The 24,757-nt window shown below is 36.4% G+C and carries 25 protein-coding genes; all 25 read right to left on the bottom strand.

Features of this window, described 5'->3' with window-relative positions:
* Nucleotides 1–60: 60 nt before the first annotated feature.
* The gene (gene recN, locus EsVE80_RS04280; protein ID WP_173102597.1) at nt 61–1,737 is read right to left on the bottom strand and encodes a DNA repair protein RecN; all 1,677 of its coding nucleotides are present in this window, start codon (nt 1,735–1,737) and stop codon (nt 61–63) included.
* Between the two features lie 19 nt (nt 1,738–1,756).
* Entirely contained in the window at nt 1,757–2,206 is a 450-nt protein-coding gene (argR, locus tag EsVE80_RS04275; RefSeq protein WP_173102596.1) for an arginine repressor, read from the bottom strand.
* Between the two features lie 286 nt (nt 2,207–2,492).
* Nucleotides 2,493–3,308 (bottom strand): TlyA family RNA methyltransferase, encoded by an 816-nt coding sequence (locus tag EsVE80_RS04270; RefSeq protein ID WP_173102595.1) that lies wholly within the window; start codon nt 3,306–3,308, stop codon nt 2,493–2,495.
* Nucleotides 3,305–4,204, bottom strand: coding sequence for a polyprenyl synthetase family protein (locus EsVE80_RS04265; RefSeq protein WP_173102594.1), 900 nt, complete (start codon nt 4,202–4,204; stop codon nt 3,305–3,307). The genes EsVE80_RS04270 and EsVE80_RS04265 overlap by 4 nt, the downstream gene beginning before the upstream one ends.
* Nucleotides 4,201–4,422: an exodeoxyribonuclease VII small subunit gene (locus EsVE80_RS04260; protein ID WP_173102593.1), complete on the bottom strand. Its 222-nt coding sequence runs from the start codon at nt 4,420–4,422 to the stop codon at nt 4,201–4,203. Before EsVE80_RS04260 ends, EsVE80_RS04265 begins: the two co-directional genes overlap by 4 nt.
* 49 nt (nt 4,423–4,471) lie before the next feature.
* Entirely contained in the window at nt 4,472–5,824 is a 1,353-nt protein-coding gene (gene xseA / locus EsVE80_RS04255) for an exodeoxyribonuclease VII large subunit (RefSeq protein ID WP_173102592.1), read from the bottom strand.
* Entirely contained in the window at nt 5,825–6,682 is an 858-nt protein-coding gene (locus EsVE80_RS04250; protein WP_173102591.1) for a bifunctional methylenetetrahydrofolate dehydrogenase/methenyltetrahydrofolate cyclohydrolase, read from the bottom strand.
* A 227-nt stretch (nt 6,683–6,909) separates the two neighbouring features.
* Nucleotides 6,910–7,359: a transcription antitermination factor NusB gene (nusB, locus tag EsVE80_RS04245; protein ID WP_173102590.1), complete on the bottom strand. Its 450-nt coding sequence runs from the start codon at nt 7,357–7,359 to the stop codon at nt 6,910–6,912.
* On the bottom strand, nt 7,352–7,774 hold the full coding sequence (locus EsVE80_RS04240; protein ID WP_173102589.1) for an Asp23/Gls24 family envelope stress response protein: 423 nt from the start codon (nt 7,772–7,774) through the stop codon (nt 7,352–7,354). The genes nusB and EsVE80_RS04240 overlap by 8 nt, the downstream gene beginning before the upstream one ends.
* Nucleotides 7,775–7,800: 26 nt before the next feature.
* Nucleotides 7,801–8,358, bottom strand: a complete 558-nt coding sequence (efp, locus tag EsVE80_RS04235; protein WP_173102588.1) for an elongation factor P — start codon at nt 8,356–8,358, stop codon at nt 7,801–7,803.
* 200 nt (nt 8,359–8,558) lie between these two features.
* On the bottom strand, nt 8,559–9,452 hold the full coding sequence (locus tag EsVE80_RS04230; RefSeq protein WP_173102587.1) for an ROK family protein: 894 nt from the start codon (nt 9,450–9,452) through the stop codon (nt 8,559–8,561).
* Nucleotides 9,453–9,463: 11 nt separating this feature from the next.
* The gene (locus EsVE80_RS04225) at nt 9,464–9,628 is read right to left on the bottom strand and encodes a DUF6903 family protein (protein WP_173102586.1); all 165 of its coding nucleotides are present in this window, start codon (nt 9,626–9,628) and stop codon (nt 9,464–9,466) included.
* The gene (gene gnpA, locus EsVE80_RS04220) at nt 9,621–11,774 is read right to left on the bottom strand and encodes a 1,3-beta-galactosyl-N-acetylhexosamine phosphorylase (RefSeq protein WP_173102585.1); all 2,154 of its coding nucleotides are present in this window, start codon (nt 11,772–11,774) and stop codon (nt 9,621–9,623) included. Before gnpA ends, EsVE80_RS04225 begins: the two co-directional genes overlap by 8 nt.
* A gap of 11 nt (nt 11,775–11,785) precedes the next feature.
* Nucleotides 11,786–12,652, bottom strand: a complete 867-nt coding sequence (locus tag EsVE80_RS04215; protein ID WP_173102584.1) for a carbohydrate ABC transporter permease — start codon at nt 12,650–12,652, stop codon at nt 11,786–11,788.
* A gap of 12 nt (nt 12,653–12,664) precedes the next feature.
* A complete protein-coding gene (locus EsVE80_RS04210; RefSeq protein WP_173102583.1) occupies nt 12,665–13,555 on the bottom strand; it encodes a carbohydrate ABC transporter permease in 891 nt (296 codons plus the stop codon).
* A 117-nt stretch (nt 13,556–13,672) separates the two neighbouring features.
* Nucleotides 13,673–15,022: a carbohydrate ABC transporter substrate-binding protein gene (locus EsVE80_RS04205; RefSeq protein ID WP_173102582.1), complete on the bottom strand. Its 1,350-nt coding sequence runs from the start codon at nt 15,020–15,022 to the stop codon at nt 13,673–13,675.
* 122 nt (nt 15,023–15,144) lie between these two features.
* Complete coding sequence (locus EsVE80_RS04200) at nt 15,145–15,945, bottom strand: AraC family transcriptional regulator (protein ID WP_232061273.1); 801 nt, start codon at nt 15,943–15,945, stop codon at nt 15,145–15,147.
* Nucleotides 15,946–16,113: 168 nt separating this feature from the next.
* A complete protein-coding gene (locus tag EsVE80_RS04195; protein WP_173102581.1) occupies nt 16,114–17,181 on the bottom strand; it encodes a M24 family metallopeptidase in 1,068 nt (355 codons plus the stop codon).
* A 108-nt stretch (nt 17,182–17,289) separates the two neighbouring features.
* Complete coding sequence (locus tag EsVE80_RS04190) at nt 17,290–17,523, bottom strand: GlsB/YeaQ/YmgE family stress response membrane protein (RefSeq protein ID WP_173102580.1); 234 nt, start codon at nt 17,521–17,523, stop codon at nt 17,290–17,292.
* Nucleotides 17,524–17,759: 236 nt separating this feature from the next.
* Entirely contained in the window at nt 17,760–18,149 is a 390-nt protein-coding gene (locus EsVE80_RS04185; RefSeq protein ID WP_173102579.1) for a DUF956 family protein, read from the bottom strand.
* Between the two features lie 107 nt (nt 18,150–18,256).
* Nucleotides 18,257–19,168 (bottom strand): PTS system mannose/fructose/sorbose family transporter subunit IID, encoded by a 912-nt coding sequence (locus EsVE80_RS04180; RefSeq protein ID WP_173102578.1) that lies wholly within the window; start codon nt 19,166–19,168, stop codon nt 18,257–18,259.
* Between the two features lie 22 nt (nt 19,169–19,190).
* The gene (locus EsVE80_RS04175; protein ID WP_173102577.1) at nt 19,191–20,000 is read right to left on the bottom strand and encodes a PTS mannose/fructose/sorbose transporter subunit IIC; all 810 of its coding nucleotides are present in this window, start codon (nt 19,998–20,000) and stop codon (nt 19,191–19,193) included.
* Nucleotides 20,001–20,024: 24 nt separating this feature from the next.
* Complete coding sequence (locus tag EsVE80_RS04170; protein WP_173102576.1) at nt 20,025–21,017, bottom strand: mannose/fructose/sorbose PTS transporter subunit IIB; 993 nt, start codon at nt 21,015–21,017, stop codon at nt 20,025–20,027.
* 86 nt (nt 21,018–21,103) lie between these two features.
* Nucleotides 21,104–21,595: a PTS system mannose/fructose/N-acetylgalactosamine-transporter subunit IIB gene (locus tag EsVE80_RS04165; RefSeq protein WP_173104118.1), complete on the bottom strand. Its 492-nt coding sequence runs from the start codon at nt 21,593–21,595 to the stop codon at nt 21,104–21,106.
* A 266-nt stretch (nt 21,596–21,861) separates the two neighbouring features.
* The gene (locus EsVE80_RS04160) at nt 21,862–24,687 is read right to left on the bottom strand and encodes a sigma-54-dependent transcriptional regulator (protein ID WP_173102575.1); all 2,826 of its coding nucleotides are present in this window, start codon (nt 24,685–24,687) and stop codon (nt 21,862–21,864) included.
* Nucleotides 24,688–24,757 lie beyond the last annotated feature (70 nt).

The raw sequence follows: 24,757 nt of genomic DNA, 5'->3' as shown, positions 1-24,757 counted from the left end.
TCTATTTAAAAAGAGTCGTGAAAAAAGCAGTTGCTTTTTTCACGACTCTTTTTAAATAGACTAATGACCAGCCATAGCCAAAAGCTCCTTGGCATGTTCCAGCGTTAAATCAGTCACCTCAGCTCCAGCTAACATACGTGCAATTTCGTTTATGCGTAAATGCGGGGCTAATTCAGAAACGATTGTTTGCGTTCGTCCTTGGCTGACTTCCTTTTTAATGTAATACTGATAATCCGCAATTGCTGCAACTTGTGGTAAGTGGGTAATACACAAAACTTGAGAATTTTCCGCAATTTTAGCAATTTTTTCAGCAATTGCTTGTGCGACTCTACCGCTCACACCTGTATCGACTTCATCAAAAACAATACTCGTAATGCCTTGACTTTGAGAAAAAATTGTTTTTAATGCTAATAACATCCGGGACAATTCACCACCTGAAGCAACCTTAACTAAGGGCTTTAAGGGTTCTCCTGGATTGGTAGTTAGATAGAATTCCACTTCATCAAACCCATTTTCATGAAGTATTTTTTTGCCATTATTAAAACGGACTTCAAACTGACTATACTCCATATAGAGTTCTTTTAACTCGGTGACAATAGCTTTTGCGAGTTTGCGGGCAATCCTTTTTCGTTCTTGATGCAACTCTTCTGCGAAATGCCACACTACTTGTTCTTGTATATGAACTTCTTTTGCCAATTGCTCTAACTGACCTTCAGAAAAAGCAGATTCAGCAAGTTCTTTTTTTATTTCATCATAATACGCTAAAATTTCTGGGATACTCTCACCATATTTTCGTTTTAATTGACGAATTAATTCTAACCGTTGATTCACCTCTTCTAAGCGCCCTTCATCAAAAGATAAACTATCTAATTGTCGGGAAATATCACCAGCCGCATCTTGTAATAAATAAAAAGCAGATTGTAAGTTCTCACTAATTGTTTCATATTCATTATCCAAATGTGCAATATCTTGCATATTCGTTAAGGCAGCGCCAATTCCATCTAAGCTATTTTCTTCATCGTTAGTTAAAAGCGCATAACTTTTAGCCAGACTATCAACAATTTTTTGATAATTCCCTAATTTTTCTCGCTCTTCTACTAGTTCTTCCTCTTCATTTGGTAACAAATTGGCACTTGCAATTTCATCTTGCTGAAAATGCAGCATATCTACTCTTTGTACATATGACTGTTCATTAACTTGAATTTTACGCATTTGCTTATTTAAATGTTGAAATTTTTCATAAGCTTGTTGATAGCGCTCTAATAATTCATGAAATTTTTGTCCACCAAATTGATCTAATAAATGCAAATGACGATCTGGTTGCAGCAGTTCTTGATGTTCATTTTGCCCTTGAATATCAACTAAGAAAGCTCCAATCCGTCGCAAATTTGCTAAGGTTAACGTGCGGCCGTTCACACGACAAATATTTTTACCACTTTGACTAATATCCCGTTGTACAATTAGTAATTCGTCCTCTGTTTCAATGCCTAGCTCGTGCAATAACTCGTTTAACTGACTACTTTTAGGCAATTCGAATAAACCTTCAAGGCTACATTTATTACTACCTTCACGAATATAATCACTAGAACCCCGGCTCCCACATAAAAGGCCCATTGCATCAATAATGATTGATTTTCCTGCACCCGTTTCTCCAGTTAATGCTGTCATACCTTGATGAAATTGCAAACGTAGACTGGAAATAATTGCAAAATTTTTAATTGCTAATTCTACTAACATTCAACTTCAACTCCTGCTTTTATAAAAAGCGCAAAAATTCCCGCCGTAAATCTTGGGCAGCTGCTTCTGTTCGGGTAATCATTAAAACCGTGTCATCATCATTCAATACAGAAAATAAATTATCTTGAAATCTTTTTTCAATTAAATTGGCAATAGCTGACGCATTACCTGGTAATGTTTTTAGCACCACAAATTTTTCCATTTGATCAACAGAAACAAAGGCATCTTTTAACATTTTTTCCAATTTTGCCCCGACATCTTCTGCAGTTTCAGCTGGCAGACTATAGCGATAGCCACCTTCTTGCGATGGTACTTTGATTAGTTTTAATTCCTTTATATCACGAGAAATTGTGGCTTGTGTTACCACGACACCGCGACTTTTTAACAAATCAACAAAATCTTCTTGTTTCTGGATATTTTTTTCTGTTAACAAACGGGTAATCAAACGATGACGCTCTTTCTTTCTCATAGTTTGCTCCTTCACATAAAATAAAGCCGTAGGAAATAAAGTTCATTCACACGCCTTTTTCTAAAATTATTTGACTTTGAATTCTTATTAATAATAACGTATTTTTACGTATAAATAAAGGCAGTAAAAAACTAAAATTTTCTTAGCAATCCCTACTAAAACAACAAAAATCCAAATAATAGCTGTAACTTAATTCTTTACATCATTTACTAAATAAAATGATGTAAAATTAAATACAGTTATTATTTGGATAGCTAAAATCCATGATTTGTTTAGAATAAAGCCGTTATTGCTTTAACTGTCTGTGTGCTGCATCTACTACATCTGCAATTACAATATTTGTTGCAAGAGTAGGAGCTTCACTTTTTTTCAAATGCGTAATAAACTCAATATTTCCCTCGCCACCTTTAATCGGTGAATAATCCAATCCTACCACAGAAAAACCACTTGCGACAGCCATCGCTAACGTTTTTTCCAGTACACTTTGATGAACCTTAAAATCTCTGACGATGCCATGTTTTCCTACAGCTTCTTTACCCGCTTCAAATTGAGGTTTAATTAACGCCATTACATCGCCATTTTCAACCAAAATTTTAGCTAGTGGCGGCAATATTAAACTTAAAGAAATAAAGGAGACGTCAATTGTCGCAATTTGTGGTAACCCTTTAGTAAAATCAGCTGGTTCACTGTATCGAAAATTCGTTCGTTCCATAACAACTACTCGAGGATCTTGACGCAACTTCCATGCTAACTGATTATAACCAACATCTAACGCGTAGCTTAACTGGGCACCATTTTGCAGTGCGACATCGGTAAATCCACCTGTTGAGGCGCCAATATCTAACAAAATTTTGTCTTGCATCGTCAAATCAAAAACCTGCAACGCCTTTTCTAATTTCAAGCCCCCGCGGGAAACATACGGTAATTTAGTTCCTTTTAATTCCAAAATGGCATCAATAGGAATTTTCTCACCAGGCTTATCTAATCGCTCGCTATTTTTGGCTAAATAAACCAATCCTGCCATTACGCCTCTTTTGGCCTGTTCTCTGGTTTCAAATAAACCTTGTTGGTGTGCTAAAACATCTACGCGCTCTTTTTTCATTTTTCCCTTGCCTCCAAGGTCAATTCTTCTATTAACGTTAGCAATAAATCCGGTTTTGCAAAAGAAACTTCTCCTAATTTCTCAATACAATTCTTTGTAGCCGCTAACTCTGCGGCAAACAATTGATAGCTTTTATCTACTCCTAATAAAGCTGGGTACGTACTTTTATTCAAAGCCGCATCGTGTCCAACATTTTTACCTAATTGTTCCGTAGTAGCCGTCACATCTAATAAATCATCCCGAATTTGAAAAGCTAATCCCAAATGACCTGCTAAAATTTGTAATAAATCCACAACACTCTCTTCTTGTTGCGCAAGTAAACCACCAGCAGTAATCGCAAAAGTAAATAAAGCACCCGTTTTACGCTGATGTATATAGGTCATTTCTTGCAATTGTAATTGTTTTCCTTCTGCTTGCACATCAGCGGCTTGACCAGCAACCATCCCAAAACTACCGCTAGCTTTTGCCAAATTTTGTACTAACAATAAACATAAATCGCTGTCTAATTCTGATTGACTTAATAAGTGAAAAGCTTCTGTCAAAAGTCCATCACCAGCTAACGTTGCCATACCGGCACCAAATTTCACATGATTCGTTGGCAAGCCACGGCGCAGCTGATCGTCATCCATTGCTGGTAGATCATCATGAATTAGCGAGTAGGTGTGAATCATTTCTACAGCTGCTGCGACTTGATACATTCCCCGTTTTATTTCTTTTTCAAAGCCTGTAATTGTAGCTAGTAATAACAGTGGACGTAGCCTTTTTCCTCCTGCATCAATAGAATAGAGCATACTTTTTAGTAATGTTTCGTCTGTTGTTTGTTGTCTTAAGAAATTACGCATTTCAATCTCAACTTGCGTAAGGTGTTCTTTTTTAAAAGTCGTTAATAAGCTCATTTTATATCCTCTTCAAAAACAACAGCTTCCCCGTTTTCTTGCATAATTTTTGTTAAGGCATCTTCGGCATTTGTCAATGTTTCTTGACATTGTTTACTTAATGTAATTCCTTTTTTAAAGGCTGTCAAAGCTTCTTCTAACGGAACATCTCCTTGCTCTAACTGCTTTACGATTACTTCTAATTCTTGCAATGATTCTTCAAATGTTTGTTTAGCCATTATTTCCTCCATCTTGTCAATAAGTTGTCTTAAAAAAGCTTTCGCTAATTCATTTGCTTGCTTCTCTGTTTTCCATTGCTTCAACTTTTTTAATTTCTGCTGTTGCTTCCCCATCTTGATAATGAACAACTATTGTATCGGTTACAGCAATTTCTCCAATACTTTTAATCAGATTATCGCCTTTTGTGGTATAGCTATAGCCACGTCCCATAATCTTTAATGGACTTAATAAATCCAAAGATTGAACTGCATTTGCAAAAGATTGTTGCTTTTGATGTAATAATTGGTAAATACTTTTTTCTAACCGCTCGTGTAAATACGCCTGATGCTGCTTTAATTCATTTACTTTATTTTTAGGATTAATTTGCCGTAAATGATGATCCAATTGCATAACTTTTTTTTCTTCTTCAAAAAGACGGTTTTGTGTGCTTTGTATCAAACGTTGTGTCAATTGATCTAACTTAATTGCCTGTGCATCATACAAACGTTCTGGTTGTCGTAATACATAGGAACTCCGTAAGCGTTCATAGCGCTCTTTTTTTAATGTTAATTGATGCATAAAAGCTTGTTCTAATCGAGTCTGTCGTTCCTTGATTTTTAAAATTTCATCACTTAATACTGGTACAGCCAATTCAGCTGCGGCAGTAGGGGTTGCTGCCCGCACATCTGCTACCAAATCGGCAATCGTCGTATCTGTTTCGTGTCCTACAGAAGAAATAATCGGTGTTTTAGCATTAAAGATTGCCCGTGCGACTTTCTCTTCATTAAAGGGCCATAAATCCTCAATCGAACCTCCACCGCGACCTATAATCATGGTATCAAAATCACCTAATTCTTCTACACGTTCAATGTTAGTTACGACATTTCCAGCCGCTTTATCCCCTTGTACTACAGTAGGAAATAACGTAATTTCAGCAATAGGATACCGTCTTTTTACAGTTGTCATGATATCACGAATGACCGCTCCACTGGGACTAGTTAACACAGCAATTTTTTTGGGATATTTAGGCAATCGCTTTTTTGGCGCTAAGAATAATCCTTCTTTTTCTAATTTTGCTTTTAACTGTTCATAGGCTTGATATAAAGCTCCTACACCATCAGGTACCATTTGTTCCACATAAATCTGGTAGTTTCCACTAGCTTCAAAAAGAGAAATACGACCAATAACAAAAACTTTCATACCTTCTTCAGGTTGAAATTTTAATTTACTAAATGCCCCTTTAAACATCACCGCAGAAATCTTAGCACCATCATCTTTCAAAGAAAAATATTGATGATTTGGTCGCAAACGAAAATTAGATATTTCTCCTGTCAGATAGACTTTTTCCAAATAAGGATCTACCTCAAATTTACGTTTTAGATACTTGGTCAAAGCTGTAACTGTTAAATACTCCTGTGCCATTTAAACACCTGATTTCTGTATGTTATACGCTTTAATTGTTTGATATAAAAGCATTGTAATCGTCATCGGGCCAACGCCTCCAGGAACCGGTGTAATAAAGTCTGCGATTGGTTCAACTGCAGCAAAATCCACATCGCCAATTAATTTATTATTTTTATCCCGATTCATACCAACATCTATTACTACAGCACCCGCTTTAACATAGTCTTCAGTAACCAAATGACCGACCCCAACAGCTGCAACTAAAATATCTGCTTTTTTAGCAATTTCTGGTAAATTTTTAGTTTTTGAATGTGCGATCGTTACTGTCGCATTTTCTTGTAATAAAAGATGCGCCATTGGTTTACCGACAATATTGCTACGACCAATAACTACAGCATTCTTCCCGATTATTGAAATATTATAAGCCTCTAAAAGTTTCATTATCCCATACGGTGTACAAGGAATCATTAATGGATCTCCTGCAAACAATCTTCCAATATTTAAAGGATGAAAACCATCTACATCTTTTTTAGGATCAATAGCCATAATTACTTTTTCTTCATCAATGTGAGCAGGTAATGGTAATTGCACTAAAATGCCATGAAAACGCTCGTCTTCGTTATAGATTTTAATTAAATCTAATAATTCTTTTTCGGTAATATTTATAGGACGGCGATCGATTTTAGAAAAAATTCCCATTTTTGCTGCAGCAGTTTCTTTATTGCGCACATAAATTTGACTCGCAGCATCTTCACCGACTAAAATGACCACTAACCCTGGGACTTTGGCATCTCTAGCTTTTATTTCCGCTACTTCAATTTTCATTTCTGCCTGCATCGTTGCTGCTAATTTTTTTCCATCTAATAGTTGGGCCACAAAATCGCCTCTTTCATTCATTTAGCCCTATTCTAGCATAGGGAGCTTTTAATTTGAAAGTTCTTGTCGTCTTTTACTGAAAATTTACCAGCGAAAATTTTTTCATAATTGTTAGTATTTTATCCCTAAATTAATACCATTTCCTTTGCCTTCAATAAGAAAGACAGACAAGAATCAAAAAAGATTCTTGTCTGTCTTAGTTTCGTACATTTTTTATTAATACATCCCTATACTTCTTTAATCAAATCTGTATTGATTGCAGATAAAACTCCATTAACGAATTTACGGGATTGATCATCACTAAATGTCTTGGTTAACTCTAACGCTTCATTTAAAGCTACCTTATTCGGAATATCTTTTTCATACAACATCTCATAGCTGGCAATGCGTAAAATACACAAATCCATTTTAGAAAGACGTTTAACACTCCAACCTTTTTTTAGATGTTTTTGAATCAACTCATCTAAGTTTTCTTTGTGTTCACAAACGCCTGCAACCAGCCGATCTAAATAAGCTGGGACAAAATTTTCTTGTTCTTCATCCACCATTTCGTGGTGTTCTAACTCAATTGCTTGCATAATGGCATCTTTTTTGTCTAAATCCTGATTAAAATCCAAAGGAAATAAAGCTTGTAAGGCCATTTTTCGGATCTCATGACGAGATAATTCTTTACTCATTTTCTTCCTCATTTTCAAATAATTCATCTAAGTCTGGCGTTTCAATTTTTTCTGGTACGACCGCCACAACATGTACATTTACCTCAGCTAGTTCAACATCGGTCATGAACAATACTTGCTGTTTTACTCGCTCTTGAATCTCCATCGCTGTTTTTGGTACAGAAACACCATACTTCATGTAGCAGTAAAGGTCAACCTTAATTCCGGTTTCATCGATGGTTAAAGAAACCCCTTTACCATGATTCGAACGACCTAGTAATTGCGTAACATTACTAGTAAAACTACCTTGCATATCATAAACACCATCAACCTTAGAAGCGGCAATTCCAATAATAATTTCAATCACTTCCGGAGCGATTACAATTTCACCTAAATCTTGATTTGCATCTAATACTAAATTCTTTTCCTCAGCCACAGTGACTTCCTCCAGTCTAATTACAATTATGCCCGCGAGACATATGAACCGTCAGTTGTATTAACAATCAATTTATCCCCTTGATTAACAAAAAACGGTACGTTAACAGTTACACCAGTTTCCATAATTGCTGGTTTTGAACCACCTGAAGAGGTATCCCCTTTAATGTTGGGTTCTGTTTCAGCAACTTCTAAGACAACTGTGTTTGGCAAATCCACACCTAGAATCTCTGAACCATACATAATAACTGTAACTTCCATATTCTCTAACATATATTTCAATTCGTCTCTAATCTGTTGCGTTGGAATCTCAATTTGTTCATAAGTTTCCAAATCCATAAAGACATGGCTGTCGCCACTTTCATACAGGTATTGCATTTTACGATTATCAATTTGCGCTTTTGCAACTTTTTCACCGGCACGAAAAGTTTTTTCTTGTACCGCACCATTACGTAAATTCTTTAATTTTGAACGGACAAAAGCTGCGCCTTTGCCAGGTTTTACGTGTTGAAAATCTACCACACGCCAAATATCACCGTCGACTTCAATCGTTAAACCTGTTTTAAAATCATTTACTGAAATCATGGCTATCCTCCTTATTTACTAGCACCAAAAGGTTATCTGCAATCCAGCATATTCGTTAATAGTTTATCATTATTTTGAATCAAAGGCTATAAAAACCCACTTCCTTCTATTTGCAACTTATGTGAAACCGTCTCAGATAACAACAAGAAAAAGGCTAATTTTTTGTCTGATAAAATCACACAAAAATTAGCCTTAAATCTTCAATTTAACGCATGTAATCCCGCTCCAATGATTCCACCAGTGTTTGGATAAGGCGAGATGCCCAAACTGGTAATACTATGACTTTGTGCGGGAACAATCCATTCTCCTAATTTTGTTTTAATCAAGGGAAGCAAATCAGGATTTAAAGTCATTACACTACCGCCAAAAATAATTTTTTGAGGATCTAACAATGAAACAATGGTATATACAGCCTGGCTAACATCTTTACTCCATGCCTCTACCAATTCTTTTGCTAGCGGTTCTCCCAAACGATAACGTCTAAAAATTTCTTCTGGTGTTACAGTGCCATCGTTATAGGCCTCTTTTCCTCGTTCTGCTAATGCAGGACCAGCTGCACTTTGTTCGACAGAATAGATATGTCCATTTTTTTCTTTTAAGGGAATGAGACCAAGTTCACCAGCAAATCCATTTCCGCGAATAAAGTCACCTCTTGTCATAATCGCACAAGACAGACCTGTACTAATGGTGATATAGACTAATAATTCTTCTTCCTTTAGACCAGCATAATTCCATTCTGCTCTTGTTGCTTGGTAGACATCATTATCAATTACAATTTTTTTCATTGCTGGAAAAGCTTCTCTTAATCGCGCTACTACCGGAAAATTTTCCCATGCCAAATTATTTTGAAAAACTGCTATTCCCGCTTCACGATCTACTAAACCCGGAATACCTAAGCCTACACATACTTCATGAGCAGATAACTTACTATCAACCAAAACTTGTTCGATTACGCGACAAACAACAGCAAACATTCCCTCACGATTACTGGGATTTGAAGGTAGACGAGTAATGTGGGTTACATTTCCCATCTCATCTACCAAACCACCTGCAACTTTTGTTCCCCCAATATCAATACCGATTGCATATTTCATTTTGCCATCTCCTACTGATAATTTTTGTTATAGCGCCATAAAAGACCGAGGAGTCCAACTAAACCGACTACTTGCAACGCTAAACCTGCATAACCAATATTTTTTTGACCATAAACAATGAATAAAAAACAGACGATAAAGACGACACTTTGCAACCAAAACTTTGCTTTACTCATCGTAGTTCCTCCATTCAATTGCCCCAGGAGCTAATGTAATTACATAATTTCTTTTGTCTGTATAAATTTTTGACACTTGTTTTTCATCAGTATTGTTTACCACAGCATATTGTCTTTTTTCAGGGTAAGCGTGGACTTCCACATCAGGGTTCTCCGCATACCAAATATTTAGTTCGGCTTCTTTATGAGCCGCATAATAAATAGCGCGTAAAAAGATTTGCGCATTTTCTGGTGAATAAGGCATACCACTGAAATATACGCCACGTCCGTTAGAAAAATCGTGTGTAGCCAATTGTACGCTTCCGTCAAAATAACGTAAAATCTGCGTCTTTTCTGATAATGCATAAATATTTTTTTGTCTTTCGCCAAAGTCTATCTGTGTTGCTTTATCGATGATGAAATGCTCTGATACTTCATCTTTAAAATATTTATCTGTCGACAAACTAAAGCCTAATTCTTTATCAACACCTAAAATATGAGCCAATTGGAAGAACCGACCGTTGGCAAAATAAGCAGTTGGTTCTCCAATTCCAATCAAACCACCACCATTTGCTACCCACTTGGTTAAAGTTGCAATTAGCGTAGCATCCTGCCAATTTTTGCCACCAGAAAAAGCAGTACCAGCGTCTCCCACATTGATTAAAACATCAATGTCTGCTGGAATACCTGTTTTTATATCCGTAAAATTCAAAAATTCAACGGCAATCTTTTGACCTGATAAGGATTCTAATACACCAAGATAGCTATAAATTTGTTGATACCATAAAGCATGCGCGACCATATGTGTTTGCCACGAACGCAATTTTCCCCAAGCATTTAAAATCCCTACTTTTATACCTACATAAGGCGTGACGTCTGCTATTCTTGCATACAAATCGCGAAATTCTGCAGTCACACTGCTGACGTAGTCAACAAATTCTGGGAATTTATTAGCTAGTGATAAATAACCGCCATAGCCAATCCGATCGACTGGTTTACGCAAAATAGCGCGTCGTGCTGTCAACCAGTTTTCTTTTGCTTCAATTGTAGGATCATTTCCTTCATAAAAAACATCTGGGAAAAAGTATGGTAAAAACCTTCCTTCAGTATATTTCACATGAGGAATCTCTGAGATCATTCGTAAAGTCGTCCCGTTGCCTACGCTACCTACAACAGCATCTAGCCCAATTTCTTTGAAGTGTGGGCCATACGGCTCTGTTCCAATCCAGTTATCCCCTAAAAACATCATGGCTTCCCGATTAGCATCATGTACAATTTCGACCAATTTCTTGGCCTCATTTGCAACAAAACGTTGAACAAAATCAATATAATCTAAAAAAGCTTGCGAAGGTACGCGAAACGGTGAATTGTAATAGCCCTCGTCAATAAAATCTTCTGCGTGCAATTTGTACCCATATTCTTTTTCAAATTCTTTTAATGCCCGTAAAGAGACAGTCGAACCATAACCAAACCAATCCACAAATTTTTCTTTTTTCTGATCATTGAAAAATAGTGTAAAATGATAAAAGAATGTCGTAAACCGAACTACATCTGTATCTGGATTATCAGCTAGCCAGTTTATTAAAAAATTTTTAACAAATGCGTTGGATTCTGGTTGTCTGATATCAAATGGGATTTCATGAGGTTTTTCTCCCCAATCATTGGTAATATGGTTATACATCTGAGTTGGGTCCCAAATCATACTTGCCAAAAAAGAAACCGTGTATTCATGATAGGGTTGCCATTTTTTCAAAGAAACAAAATTTTGTTCTTGATCTACTTCCCAGTTTTCACTTGCTATTTTTTCACCGGTTGTTCGATCATAAACTTCCCATAAATCTTTGGGATTTTCCCGATAATTCGGTTGCAATTGTTCTGCCAAATAACCCTTCATAAACCAAATCTTAGGTGTTGTTTCTGTAGCAGTGACACGTTCACTTAATAAAAATGCTTGCTGTACCTCTTCCAAGTGTTTTTCAGCAAAGTCATTATGTCCTCTTGCTACAAAGTAAGTTGTATAAATCTTAGCTCCAATTTGTTTTAACTCTTCATCAAGTTTGGTGCCATCGCTATCACGAATAGCATCTGCCCCCCATAAAGCCATTAAACGTTTCGTTTCTGCCAAGAAATTACTTTCACTTGGAATGGTTACTCTTCCTTTTTCCATTTTCGTCTCTCCTATTCCTTATTCCCACCAACTGTCATTCCTTGGGTTAATTGTTTTTGAACTAAAATATATAAAATTAATGTAGGTAACATCACAATTACTAAACCGGCATACAATTGTCCATAATTAGCAGCTGCTTTTTGACCAGCCATTAAATTAATCAGCCCTACCGGTAACGTTTTATTAGGACCTGGAATCAAGGTTAAGGCGATAATATACTCATTCCAAAAGCTCAAGAAATTAAATAAAATAACCGTAATAATACTTGGTTTTGCCAGAGGAGCCATGACGACCACCAACGTTTTAAAAAAGCCGGCACCATCAATGTAAGCTGCTTCTTCATAAGAAGAAGACAATGTACGAAAATAATTCGATAATAAATAAATCGTAAAAGGCAATGCTGTTGCGGCATAAACGAGGGCGAGAACAAACAAATTATCAATAAAGAATCCTTGTCCACTGACTTTTCGTAATGCATTATCGCCATCTAATAGCATTAGAAAAATTGGTACGACAATATAGTTGGAGTTAATAAATAGTCCCATCATAAATAATGTATTTAAAATTCCGCGCCCTTTAAATTTAAAACGAGCTAAAACATACGCTGCTGGAAGCGCCACAATAATTAGAATAACTAAGGCCACCGCGGTTACCTTAATTGAATTCCACATATAAAGGCCCATATTCGCTTTTTCAAAAGCGGCAATAAAGTTATCGATATAAAATCCCTTTGGCATTGCCCAAGGATCGCCGTAAAACTCTGAATTTTCTTTGACGGATGCTAAAAATACCCATGCAATCGGTATAACAATCGAGATTGCCAAAGTGATGAGGGCAACATAGACAAAGATTTTATAAAGTTTTGTAGATTTTTTCATCCTGTTCCCCTCCTAAAATTCGTAAACATCACGTTTGGTAATTCTATTTAAAACCGCAGATAAGATAAACGAGAAGGTAAAGACCACAACGCCAATTGCCATCCCATAACCATAAGAAGAATTTGTATAAGCTTGTTTGTACATATAACTTAAAAATACTTCTGTCGAGCCATCTGGTCCGCCATTTGTCATCGCTTTGACTAACAAGAAACTCAAATTAATCGTACTAATAACAAAAAATGTTAGTGTTGTCCGAATAGTGCTCCAAGTTAATGGGAGTGTGATTGTAAAAAACTGTTGCAATGCGCTAGCCCCTTCTAGTGCCGAAGCCTCATAAAGACTTTCTGGAATAGAAGCCATAGAAGCCATATACATTACCATGTAATACCCAATAGCTTGCCAAATTAGTGCCGCACCAATTGAATAGATAACAATTTTTTGATTTCCCAGCCACAACTGTTGTAAATTTTCTAATCGTAGTGCGCTAAATAAATTATTCAATAAGCCACTGGTTGGGTCATAGATCGCAGAAAAAATGGCAGCAATGACAACAATGGATAAAATATTAGGAATGTAAAAAATGATTCGGAATAAATTGACACCTTTAAATTTTTCTCGCGTCAAAATTGAAGCAAAAATTAAAGCCAGTGTTAAAGTAAAAATCGTAACAATAACAATTAATAAAATTGTATTCTGGAAAGAGCGGAAAAATGCCATATCTTTAATTAAAGTCTTAAAATTATCTAGTCCAACAAATGTCTTTTCAGCAGAATAGCCCCCCCATTTAAATAAGGACATAAAGAAAACATTAACAGTTGGATATACCATAAAAATCAACACCAACAACGTCGCCGGTAGCAGACATAAAGCGATAAACACCTTCTTTTGCTTCTTTTCATTCATAGGATCACCTTTTTTAGTATTATTTATAAATAGATGCTATTTTTTTATTTATAACTTTTAAAACCTGATGATAAAAGGCTGCCACAAATTCCTTTGTCACAGCCTTTTATCTGCTACTTATTGTTTATCTGCTGCTTCACGAATTTTATCCGCTGCATCTACAACACTATCTTGCCAGTCTTTAACGGTCTTATCACCAGAAACAACACTATCTACTGCGCTAAATAACGTGTCACGCATATTTACTCCTTCGACAGTTACCGTATTTTCAAGTCCACCCATTACAGCTTTAGCTCCATTGTCATAAATACTGTAGAATAATTTGTTCTCGCCATCCAATTTTTCTGACATTCCTTGGATTGGTTGAATTGCACCGGCTTCTTTAAAGATATCTGCTGCTTTATCAGAATACATATACGAAATGAATTTCTTTCCTTCTTCTTTATTAGCAGCTCCTGTTGGCATCCACATTTGTTCAAAGAATGTATAAGAATAGCTGTCACCACCAGATTCAAAGGCAGGTAATGCTGTCATCCCCCATTCAAAACCATCTGCACGAGGGGCATCTTTCATTTCACCGGGCACCCAAGTACCATTTGGCATAAAGATTGCTTTATCATCTAAAATCAATTGCTGATTTTTTGTAAAGTCGTTATCATTTGCATTTGCAACCGTTGTTGAAGCTGTGTATTTTGCTAATTTACCAACCGTGTCAAAAGCTTCTGTTGCTTCTTTAGAGGACCAAGCTCCTTTTTGATAAGTCATAGCATCATTAAAGAATTCTGGACCACCTGTTACGGATAATAAACTATACATAAACGAATCCAAGTAACCTGCTGTTGGATAAGTAAATAGGGCAATCCCTTCTTTTTTCGCTTTTTCCCCTAAATCCCACATTTCATTCCATGTTTTTGGCACTTCCCAACCTTTAGTTTTTAGAAGATTCGCATCGTAAAATAATCCAGTTGGTGAGTAAAACATTGGTGCCATATATGTTTTTTTGTCATTGTAAGGATTTGTTGCTAGTGTATCAATAAATCCTGGAATTAATTTATCTTTTACTGTTTTCTCTTCTCCAGGTACTTTCATATCAAAAACATCTGTTAAGTCTTCTAAATTCTTATCTTTGATGAAAGTTTCAGTTAATCCAGCTTCTCGGCCTGTTGCAAGTAAGATAACATCCGGATAATTTCCGGCTTTCATATTCGGACTAATAACATCTTCTAATTTCTTGTCAACAGTCAACTCAACTTTTACACCAGGATTATCTTTTTCATATGCACTTTTTACTTTATCCCACATATCAGCACCATAGGCCGATTCTAAGGCTGCTACTTTTAAAACTTTTTTATCTCCTGCTGCTTTGTCTCCCCCATTGCTACCATCAGTACTTCCACCACTACCACAACCTGCTAGTAAAAGACCAGATAACCCCAAAGCTAATACCATTCCTAATGCTTTTTTCATGTCGGATTCCTCCCTCATTTGATGATTTCAGTATACTATTATTGTAAGCGCTTTAGTTTTAAAATATTGGTTGTTTTTTTAGAAATATTTATAAATTCCCGCTTTAGTAAAATATACTAAAATTAGTGACGACGTTTTCGGTACTGATTAGGAGAAATCCCAATCCCCTTTTTAAAAGCCTGATTAAAATATGACTGAGAAGTAAATCCTGCAATTTCAGCAATCTGTCCTACAGAATAATCCGTACTAATTAGGAGTTCCTTGGCATTTTCCAAACGTTTTTGCATCATATAATTCATCGGTGTTTCAGAAAAATTCTCTTTAAAAATATGGATCATATAATACTTATCCAAATGCAACCGATTAGATAAAACATCCAATGTTAAATTTTCTTTGTAATGTTGATCAATAAAATCTTTGATAATGGCACCGTCTTTAGAAATATTTTTATTCTCAATTTCAACCAAACTGAAATTATTGCTGCGTAAAACCTTGACCAAAACAACTTCTGCCAATCTTTGTAGAACTGCCTCTGATCCTTGTTGTTTTTCATTTATTTCCGCAATAATTAGTTTTAATAAAGGCACCATCTCATCTAAAACATCCCGAAAAATATAATGACTTTCACATTTATTTTGTTTAACAAAACGAATATTATTAACGCCAATCACAATATACCATAAAGGAAAGTCACCCGATGATTTCTCTGTATGACGTACGTAAGGATTGACCACTACAATATCATGCGCTTTAATCGGATACTCCTTTCCTTCAACAATAAAACTCCCTTTCCCGCTTAATACATACATTACTTCAGTAAAATAATGCGTATGTAAAGTACTATGCCAATCTTCTTCACTAAATTTAGATTGGTGTACATAAATTAAATCTGCCTGCTGCAAAACATCATGAATTTCTTTCACTATAAATTCCCTCCTACTCTTGAATAGTAAGCGTTATTGAACGATAGGTCAAAATAATTATTTGACATTTTTTTGCAAACTAAAAAATCTCAAATAATCTGATAAATAATTTGGCCACAAGAAAAGAACGCATTACTACTAAGTAGTAATGCGTTCTTTTCTTGTGGCTTACAAAATGATCAATTCTTTTGGTGAGCGTGTCAATACTTCATTACCTTCTGAAGTAATTAACAAATCATCTTCAATTCTCACTCCACCAATTCCAGGTAGATAAATTCCTGGTTCATCTGTAATTACATTGTTTACAACAAATTGCTTATCTGCTCTAAAAGAAACATTTGGTCCTTCATGAATCTCCAATCCGATACCGTGTCCTGTAGAATGACCAAAGGCTTCTCCATATCCAGCTGCTGCAATATGATCTCTCGCTATGGCATCAAGTTGAATGCCGGTTAAACCTGGTCGAGCAGCCTCAATAACTTTCAACTGTGCTTCTAAAACAATTTGGTAAATTTCTTTTAGCTTTTCACCAGGATCTCCAATTGCAAATGTTCTAGTCATATCAGAAACATAACCTTCATAATAACATCCAAAATCCAAAGTAACTAAATCGCCTTGTTCAATTACTTTTTCACTAGCCACCCCATGAGGCATAGCCGAACGTAAACCACTAGCAACAATCGTATCAAAAGAGACACTCGTTGCGCCTAGTGAACGCATATAAAAATCAAGTTGATTGGCAACTTCAATTTCTGTCATCCCCGGGCGAACAAATTTCAATACGTGTTCAAATCCTTGATCAGCAATTTGGCATGCTTTTTTGATAATTGCGATTTCATTTTCATCTTTTACTTCTCGTAATGTTTCAATCATACCTGCAATTGGAACAAGCGGCGTTTCTTCAATAATTTCTTCTAAGACAGAGTATTCAGCAAAACTAATATAGTTTTCTTCAAAGGCTAGCGCATTAAGATTTTCTTGCTGACACAGTGCCGCTACTTCGTCAAAAATTGGTCCTACATTTTTAACTATTTCAAATTCTGGCGCTTGTGCGGCTGCTTGCTCGGTATAACGAAAGTCAGTCACAAAAAACGCTTTATCCAAAGTAATAACAGCTAATCCGGTTGTACCTGTGAAATTTGTTAAGTAGCGCAAATTATATGGGCTTGTCACTAAAAATCCATCTACTTGCTCTTTACGCATTGCTTCTCGCAATTTTTCTACTCGTAACATCATTTTTAATTCCTTCTTTCATTTGACTTTTCCACTCATTATAGCAAATATAGGAGAAAATAAAAAAGATTGCGACAAAATAGAGTCCTATTTTGTCACAATTACTTTCATTTATTTTGTTTTACCAAAGAAAAATGACACCACAGCAACAACGATCACCGCACCTAGAATAGAGGGGATAATAGCCATCCCCGCAATGTCAGGACCCATATTTCCAAACAACGCTTGACCGACAGACGCCCCAGCTAATCCCGCAATGATATTAAATAAACAGCCCCTTTTTTGACCAGTAATCGCACCTGCTATAGCACCAATTACGGCACCAACAATTAATGTCCAAAGCATTTTTTTCACTCCCTTTTATAAAAAATCAGACAATAAATTTTTAATAAATAGCTAAGCATCACCAAAACTATTTAAAAACTAACGTTCAATTTATGGTAACATATTTCAAAATAATAACGAAAACATTATGCCTTCTGTTCTATTTCACATGTGCGAACTCAATCTTTGGTTTGATGATAATTTAATAGTTACTAGTTAAAAAATAAAAAAAACCATAAAAGCATCTGCCTTTACGGTTACTGTTTTTTTCCAATTAGTTTTACTTTCCAACTCTTTAAACCACGCTTGACAACTTGAAAAAAAGTTAAAGAACGTACTAAATGATCAGCTGGTACATATTCTCTAATTGCACGTAAAACCTTTTTGGGTTGTTTTGATGAGAAAGAATAGGTACCATTTTTCTTTGTTTTGATGGCGTAACGAGGAATCCATTTCCCTTTAAAATAAACAGAAGCGATAACAAAATCGACTTCATCCCAAGGAATTTGAATAAATTTATTGATATCTCGGTCATTATAAAACTCAAAGGCTTTGTCGCCAATCATAATTTTTCCATACTCGCCAATGCCAAGATAAGATGTTGCATCAATAGTCAAATCAACTTTACTATTTAATGACTGAACCATTACGGACACTCCATTCATGGATATTTATTAAGTATTATAGGCATAATAGCTAGCAGATGTAAAACAAAAGCCCAGGGAACCCCCCCTGAGCCTTTGTAAAAGTTCAATTACATGATGTTTAATACGTGTAAACCAACACCGACGATGAATAAGCCAATGATGATAACGATTGGAGAAACTTTTTTCTTCAATAACCACATGCAAAGTAAAGTTAGTAATAACCCGGCAAGCCCTGGAATTAATTGATCCAAGTTATCTTGCAAAGTCGTTACTTTCGTAGGTGTTTGAGAAAGGCCTGCGCCCACTTGACTAAAGGCTTCTTGAATACCTTTCCAGCCATCAGGTAATTTATCCCAGTGAATATATGCTTTTTCGTCCAATTGAACTTCAGAAACAACTGGTGTAAATTTCACACTTACCCAACGTTGAACCAATGAACCTAAAACAAACATCCCTAAGATAGAAGCGCCTTTAGTAACTTTTTGTAATAAACCACCAGATAAGTCATCGGTAATTTTAGAACCCGCTTGATAACCGAATTCTTGTGTGTACCATAAGAAAGCGATACGGATAATATTCCAAGCAAAGAAGAATAATAATGGGCCCATGATGCTGCCACTCAATGCCAGAGAGGCACCTAAGGCACCTAACATAGGACGTACGGTAAACCAGAATACTGGATCACCAACACCGGCTAAAGGTCCCATCATACCAACTTTAACCCCTTGAATTGCTACATCATCAACAGGTGCACCATTGGCACGTTCTTCTTCAAGGGCTAATGTAACCCCTAATACTGGAGCTGCTAAATATGGGTGAGTATTAAAGAATTCTAAATGGCGTTTTAAAGCTGCCGCGCGATCTTCTTTAGTTGTATATAATTTTTTAATTGCTGGGATCATTGCATATGCCCAACCACCGTTTTGCATACGTTCATAGTTCCATGAACCTTGAAGGAACATTGAGCGGAACATGACACTTCTACGGTCTGCTTTTGTTAATTGAATTTTTTCAGCCATTGTTTGTTCTCCTCCTTCAAGATTAATAGTCGTTTAAGATGTCGCCTAATGGATCACCAGTATTACCGCCACCGCCATTACTTGAACCACCAGTTTCTTCTAAGTGTAAGTAAATCAAAGCGATAGAAATAGCTAATGCACCTAATGCGATCAACGTTAATTGTGAAATAGCTGCTACAACAAAACCAATAGCAAAGAATGGCCATACTTCACGTGTTGCCATCATATTGATAACCATTGCATAACCAACGGCTACAACCATACCACCACCAATTGCCATACCATCTGTTAACCAAGCAGGCATAGATTCTAGGAATCCACGAACTGTATCTGCAGGGATTAACAACAATGCAGCAGCAGGAATTGCGATACGTAAACCTTGCATTGCAATAGCAATTAATTGCCAAATTTCAATTTTACGATAGTTTCCTTCTTCAGCAGCACTGTCCATAATGTGAACAATTGGCACAGCTAAAGTACGAGCAATCATAGTTAAAAATAAACCAGCTACAGCTAGCGGAATAGCAACGGCAACAGCAGATGCAACTCCTGCTTTACCTTGTCCACCTAAAACTAAAATAATTGCGGATGCGACTGCTGCTAAAGCAGCATCTGGTGCAACAGCAGCACCAATATTTGCCCAACCTAGGGCGATCATTTGCAGTGAACCACCTAAGATGATTCCGACTTCTAAGTTACCAGTTACTAAACCGATCAACGTACATGCTACTAGTGGTTGGTGGAATTGCCATTGGTCTAAAATACCTTCCATACCAGCTAAGAAAGCTACGATGACCACTAAAATCATTTGGATTATGTTTAAATCGTGCATGATTAAGCCTCCTCTTTCTTATGTCTAATTGGCGTTTGCCAATTCAGTTTTTGCTTTTTTCAACAATTCGTCGAAGTTTTCTTTTGAGTTACTTGGCACTTTACGTACATCAAAGGTGATACCCTTTTCTTTTAGTGCATCAAAAGTTTTTACATCTTCTGAATTCATTGACAATACTTTGTTGACTTGAACTTTACCAACTGAATGGGCCATAGAACCAACGTTAACTTCTTTAATGTCAACGCCACCTTCAACAGCACGCAATAAATCTTCAGGGTTTTCAAACAACAACAACGCTTTTGTATTACCAAAACGTGGGTCTTTTGCCACTTCAATCATTTTATCGATTGGAATAACATTAGCCTTAACACCTGGAGGAGCAGCCTGTTCAATTAATTTCTTACGTAAATCATCTTTTGCTACTGCATCAGAAACAACGATAATACGATTAGGGCCAACCGCTTTTGTCCAAGCTGTCGCAACTTGTCCATGCAATAAACGTGAGTCAATTCGTGCCAAAACGAATTTAATATGACCGTCACCTAAAACTGTACCAGCAGGGATAGCACCAGTTGGTTGTGCTCCACCAGTTGCTACTGGAGCTGCTGTTTGTGGCTCTAATTCTTCTGGTTTAACCCGGACACCTTCCTTTGCAGTTTCAATGATATGAGCTGCAATTTCTTGTGCAGAGTTCATTGAAAAGCGTGAAGCATAAGCTTCAATGACCATTGGCAAGTTCATGCCGGCAACAATTGCCCATTTGTCTTTGTGTGCTTCAAACAAGTTATTGGCTTGGTTGAATGGAGTTCCACCCCAAAGATCGACCAAGAATAATACTTCATCTTGATCATCAAAAGAACTAATCGCTGCTTCCATTTTGGCTCTTACATCATCGGGACCTTCACTTGGCATTAACGTTACAGCTTTAACGTTTTCTTGTTCTCCGAAAATCATTGCGCCGGATTGCAAGATACCTTCAGCGAATTCTCCATGACTAGCCAGGATAATTCCTACCATCTGTATACCTCCTATTAACATTTTTGTTTTACTAATCGTCTAAATGATAAATAAATAATTTCTTAAAATGCGACGATTAAAACCAACTAGATAAAATTTTCTTTTTCCAACAATTCCATTAAGTAGACTTTACGATCTGCAGGTACCTTTCGCAACTCAAGTTCAATACCTTGAGAAGCAAGATATTGAAAAGATGCAACGTCAGCTTGATTTAAAGAAACAAAATTTGTCAACATCTTCTTTCCAACAGTAAATCGCATACCTCCGATATTGATTGACGTTAACTGAACTCCGCCACGAACCAGCCGTTCTGCAGCTTTAGGATCTGTAAACAGCAACATAACTTTTTGTCCGGCCAATAAATCTTCATGATAAAGCGTAATCATTTTATCAATACTAATTACATTGGACTTAATACCTGGTGGGGATGCCTCTTGTAACAAAAAACGACGCAACTGATCTTGGGCTACTTCATCTGATACAACTAAAATGCGCTCGATTCCACTTTGCTTTGACCAAGCTGTCGCAACCTGTCCGTGAATTAAACGATCATCAATGCGCGCTAAGCGAATATCAATGCTCACAAGCAACCCTCCTACTTAATAAAACAGAGCAGCAAAAATTTTAAATTCTGCTCACGCCAGAGTATTCACCTCCTGTGTCACTTATATATAAGCAAGATGCGTGCCAAATAAAAAAACGACACACAAATTTAAAGATCTTTAAATATAAAGAATTATTTATGAAATTGTGACACACTAAAAAACGACACACTTCAATACAGTGTGTCGTTTTTTAGTATTATTTCGTTTTATTTCCTTTTCAGGAGATACAGTAGTCTGGTTTAATTATTAATTCGTGTTTTAAGTACTTCTAAAACATAATATTCCTCAGCTGGCGGAATGCCTAAACGTAGCATTCGTCCAAATGATTGAATGTGGTTGTGCACTTGCTCATAAAGTGGTTCATTGGTCAATTGTTGAGATTCTAAGTTTGTTATCGCCAATGGTTGTTTTAATAGCACACGTTCTAACAGACCTGCCATATGCAAAGCCAAGTTTACTTCTAAGCCAAATTCAGCATCATTCAAGCCTACATCTTCTACCATATTTTTAACAAAACTCCAAATTGGTTGCGCAAGTTTCTCCCCATTGACAAACGTAAAGTTATCATTAATAAAATGCTTAATCAGTTCTACTGCTTTTTCTTCTTGCATAGCTTCATTTGGATAAGAAATCAACTGATCATGATCCAATAATAATCGATTTAAAATAGCTTTAACGTCTTGATTGATAAAACGATCTAAAGGAATAAAAGGTGCATTAATCTGCGGATCAACGATACCCGTTGCAGCAACTAAGTTATAATCCGTTTGAATCTGCGGTAATTGTTCTGGTAGCGTAACTACTGATTGGGTGAGTACTTGCAATTGTTTTTGATCTCCGCTTAAAGAACGTTGAATAATTTCTTTAATTCGTTGAGCAGTTCCCTCACCAGAAGCGCAAACTGCTAAAATCGCAGTTGGTTTCGTCGTTATACCCTTATTATTTTTCTGAGATGGGATTAAAGTGTAGCCACTAAATCGATGCAAAGATTCAAATAAGCTATCTAAATCCGTTCCTAAAACAGAAGCTTTTCGCACCGTTTCCAATACGATTGCTGTCGTTACCATATCAATAGTACGGACTTCGATACCAGTATTCTGGGTAATTTCGTTTCCGAAAGTGGCTAAAGACCCCATATCTACTAGTAACATCACCCCCGAACCATCATCTACTTCGGTAACAGCTCGGGCAACTTTCTCTAGTGCGACTTTTGGCGGCATATCAAGAGGCATATCCACAGCTTGTACTTGATCAATATCCAATAACTGTGTAACTACTTCAACCATGCTAGTTGCTGTACTATTTCCGTGAGCTGCCACAACTACACCAATTTTTCCCTCTTGTTGATTTGCTCGTAAAGAAATTAACAAAACTGCTAAATAATAGTCTTCGCTTTTTGGAATTTCAACATTAAAACTTTCACTAATGTAATGACGAATTTTTTGCGCAATTTCAAACTCCGCTGGAAAACCAGCTACCATTTGTCGAATATTATCATTTGTACTACGTTCTTCGCCATGTTCCAATTTTTTTAAAAATGAACTGATGTGCAAACTCATTGCATAAACAAAATTTTGCTGAAAAGCATATCCTAACTTTTCACGCACCATATCATAAATATGATTCGTTGTATCAATTACTCTTTGGTCGACAAATTCAGCCAGTTTATTATCTGCATTAAAGGCAAACCCGTGATTTTTATAAAATGATTTCAAATGAACATTAATATCTGTTGAAATAAAATGATTAATCGTTTCTTGGTCCAAACCATCAGCCTTAAGTAGTGCAGCTTTATCGCCGATAATATCATATAAGTTATAAGGTAACTCATACGTATCTTGCTGAATCAAAATTATTTGGTCATTTGGTGTAATCACAATTTTTGGATCTAATACTTTAGATAATTCATTTAAGACTTCTCGCTTATTTGCCAACAATAATAGTCCCGAACGAATTCCCTCTGGTAAATCATCAATCGTGATATTCATTTCTTCACTATTCATGTGATTTAAAAAACCACGCGCACAAACAAGCTGTACATTTGATTTTAACTGCCCAATATTACCATAACTAACACTACCAATTAAAGCCTTAACTACGTCTTCTGTTAAAGAAATCTGCCGATCAATACGACCGGCTTCTTGTGCGACCATCACCTTTACGAGATCAACTTTTTCGCTTGCTGGACGCTGATCAAAAGCTGGTAATTGGATATTAATTGGAATTCTACGGACAAAAGTATCTAATAATGAGGAACTGGGATCTTCTGTAGTTGCCCCTACAATTCGTACATCTGCTTTATGATTTTTACTACTCTCACCCAGACGAGAGAAAGTTCCGTGATCCATAAAATAAAAAACCATTTCTTGACCTTCTGGTGGTAAACGATGAATTTCATCAAGAAACAACATTCCACCGTCTGCTTGATCGATAATTCCGGTCTTGTCTTGTTCAGCTCCCGTAAAAGCACCTTTTACGTAACCAAACAAATGGCTCATTAAAAGTTCCGGATTGTTTGCATAATCTGCGCAATTAAAAACAATTAATTCTTTTTCTGACTCAATAACTTGACTGGTTACAGCAAAACGAAACATGGCGTGAGCAAAATACGTTTTACCAGAACCTGTAGGGCCTGTAATTAAGCAGTTTAAGCCTTTTGGTGGATATAATATAGCAGCTTTTGCTTGTTCCACTGCATTTTTCATACTACCATTAGAGCCAATAATGCGCGAAAAAATATCTCCTCGTCGTAATTCTGACGGGATAACCTGCTTTTTCTCACTAGGTGTATACTCTTTATAACTAGCTACATGTTCAATTTTAGGATATGACTCTTGGGTTATGTCATCTGCTTTTGATAAAGATTCTACTTGGGAAACAGTATAACGCACAGGGCGACCATCAATCTTGATTAAACGTCCCGCCCTTACTAACCGATTTAAATCTTTACTGACATTCGTTCGCTGCAATACAAGTCCTTCTGCCACCTCATTAGTGGTAAGCCCATTTTGAAGTGGGTCATTCATTGCAACAAACTGATAAACACGTTCAATTCTCTTAGTCATTGAATCTCCTCACCTTATTTGTGCTAGTGTGTCATCTGTGTTGCTTTATTATAACTTTTTTCCAATAAAG

It is taken from the genome of Enterococcus saigonensis (assembly GCF_011397115.1).
Taxonomy (GTDB): Bacteria; Bacillota; Bacilli; order Lactobacillales; family Enterococcaceae; genus Enterococcus_C; species Enterococcus_C saigonensis.
Note: the sequence above shows the minus strand (reverse complement) of the source record. Positions and strands in the feature narration are given on the sequence as shown.